At 65.3% G+C, this 444-nt stretch carries 1 protein-coding gene; it reads left to right on the forward strand.

Annotation, left to right across the window (positions count from 1 at the left end):
- Window positions 1-444, forward strand: a 444-nt coding sequence (locus EOA24_RS40810; RefSeq protein ID WP_127410962.1) for a DUF444 family protein, incomplete at both ends; no start/stop codon positions are given.

Here is a 444-nt window from a genome sequence, read left to right on the forward strand (position 1 = left end):
GTGCCGATGCCGCGCAAGGGCACCGACGAACCGAGCTTCGGCGACGACAGGCAAAGCGGCCGGCGCCAGCACATCCTGCCCGGCAACAAGACGTTCAGCCCTGGCGATCTCATCGACAAGCCTGGCGGCGGCGGAGGCTACGGATCGGCTCCGGGGACTACGGAATCCGAAGACGACTTCCGCTTCGTGCTGTCGCGCGAAGAGGTGCTCGACCTTTTCTTCGAGGACCTCGAACTGCCGGATCTGGTCAAGCTCAACCTCAAGCAGATATTGAGCTTCAAGCCGAGGCGGGCAGGCTTCGCCGCGAGCGGGGCGCCGACCAACATCAATGTCGGACGCACAATGCGCAACAGCCACGGCCGCCGCATCGCGCTGAGACGACCCAAGCAGGCGGAGCTGGACGAAATCGCCCGGCAGATCGCCGAGCTGGAAGCGAAGCCGGCA

Source organism: Mesorhizobium sp. M2A.F.Ca.ET.039.01.1.1 (assembly GCF_003998035.1).
Lineage (GTDB): Bacteria > Pseudomonadota > Alphaproteobacteria > Rhizobiales > Rhizobiaceae > Mesorhizobium.